This window comes from Actinocrinis sp. (assembly GCF_035946395.1).
In the GTDB taxonomy this organism is placed as follows: domain Bacteria; phylum Actinomycetota; class Actinomycetes; order Streptomycetales; family Catenulisporaceae; genus Actinocrinis.
Genome location: NZ_DASYZI010000066.1, coordinates 1 through 1,586 on the forward strand (window position 1 = coordinate 1; position 1,586 = coordinate 1,586).

3 protein-coding genes and 1 pseudogene are annotated in these 1,586 nt (G+C 70.6%); all 4 read left to right on the top strand.

Translation table 11 applies throughout. The features are described 5' to 3' along the window. On the top strand, window positions 1–182 hold a 182-nt coding region (gene rpsH, locus VGS97_RS04385), incomplete at its 5' end, for a 30S ribosomal protein S8 (protein ID WP_326851883.1). Window positions 183–225: 43 nt separating this feature from the next. Continuing rightward, complete coding sequence (rplF, locus tag VGS97_RS04390; RefSeq protein WP_326851884.1) at window positions 226–762, top strand: 50S ribosomal protein L6; 537 nt, start codon at window positions 226–228, stop codon at window positions 760–762. 3 nt (window positions 763–765) lie between these two features. Continuing rightward, window positions 766–1,164 carry a 50S ribosomal protein L18 gene (gene rplR, locus VGS97_RS04395; protein ID WP_326851885.1) on the top strand — a complete coding sequence of 133 codons (399 nt, stop codon included), beginning with the start codon at window positions 766–768 and terminating at the stop codon, window positions 1,162–1,164. A 59-nt stretch (window positions 1,165–1,223) separates the two neighbouring features. After that, a pseudogene (locus tag VGS97_RS04400) lies at window positions 1,224–1,586 on the top strand (30S ribosomal protein S5); the annotation flags it as partial.

Consider the following 1,586-nt stretch of genomic DNA (forward strand, 5'->3'; position numbering starts at 1 on the left):
CGATCGCCGGGCTCAAGCGGGTCTCCAAGCCCGGGCTGCGGGTGTACGCGCGCAAGGACAACCTGCCGCGGGTCCTCGGCGGCCTCGGCGTCGCGATCATCTCGACGTCGTCCGGGCTGATGACCGACAAGCAGGCGAACAGGAAGGGCGTGGGCGGGGAAGTCCTCGCCTACGTCTGGTAAGGAAAGGGCGAAAAGCGCCTTCGGCGTCTTTAGGGAAAAACAGATGTCACGAATCGGACGGACGCCCGTCGTCATCCCCAGCGGCGTGGACGTCACCATCGAGGGCCGCGCGGTGACCGTGACCGGGCCGCGCGGCACCCTGAGCATGGAGGTGGCCGCGCCCATCGAGGTCGCGCAGGCCGACGGGGTCATCACGGTGACCCGGCCGAGCGACGAGGGCGAGATCCGGGCGCTGCACGGCCTGTCCCGCTCGCTGATCGCCAACATGGTCACCGGAGTCACCGAGGGGTTCCGCAAGACGCTCGAGATCGTCGGGGTCGGCTACCGGGTGCAGGCGAGGGGCCAGGACCTGGAGTTCTCGCTCGGGTTCAGCCACCCGGTCCCGGTGACTCCGCCGGAGGGGATCACGCTGCGGGTCGAGTCGCCCACCAGGTTCGTGGTCGAGGGGATCGACAAGCAGCAGGTCGGCGAAGTCGCGGCCAACATACGCAAGCTCCGCAAGCCCGACCCATACAAGGGCAAGGGCGTGCGGTACCAGGGCGAGCAGATCCGCCGCAAGGTCGGGAAGGCTGGGAAGTAGCAGATGTCTGGCACCAGGACCCGGGCGCACGGCCGCATCACCGGCCGCACCGCGGCGCGCGTCTCGGCGCGCGCGCGTCGCCACCTCCGGGTAAGGAAGAAGGTCACCGGGAGCGCGGCGCGTCCCCGGCTGGTGGTCACGCGCTCGTCCCGGCACATGTTCGCGCAGCTCGTGGACGACGCGGTCGGCGGCACGCTGGTGTCCGCGTCGACGCTTGAAGCGTCGGTCCGCGAGGCGGCCGGTGACAAGACGGCCAAGGCGAAGCTGGTCGGCGGCTTGCTCGCCGAGCGCGCATCGAAGGCCGGCATCACCGCGGCGGTCTTCGACCGCGCCGGGAATGCCTACCACGGCCGGATGGCCGCGCTCGCGGACAGCGCCCGCGAAAAGGGGCTGGCCCTGTGAGCGAGCGAACCAGTGGGCACTGTGAGCGCCATCATGAACAGTAAGAAGGGGATTAGCTAATGCCACCATCATCGCGGCGCAGCGCAGGAGGAGGCGGCGGCGAACGGCGCGACCGCCGAGACGACCGTCGCGGCGGCGCGGCCGACAGGGGCACCACGTACCTGGAGCGCGTGGTCACCATCAACCGCGTGGCCAAGGTGGTCCAGGGCGGACGGCGGTTCAGCTTCACCGCGCTCGTGGTCGTCGGCGACGGCAACGGCCTGGTCGGCGTCGGGTACGGGAAGGCCAAGGAGGTGCCCGCGGCGATCGCCAAGGGCGTCGAGGCGGCCAAGAAGGGCTTCTTCCGGGTGCCCAGGATCGCGGGCACGATCCCGCACACCGTGCAGGGCGAGGACGCGGCGGGCGTGGTCCTGCTGAAGCCG

Coding starts and splice junctions, on each gene's coding strand:
- rplR (WP_326851885.1), top strand. CDS start 766: ATGTCTGGCACCAGGACCCGGGCGCACGGCCGCATCACCGGCCGCACC.
- rplF (WP_326851884.1), top strand. CDS start 226: ATGTCACGAATCGGACGGACGCCCGTCGTCATCCCCAGCGGCGTGGAC.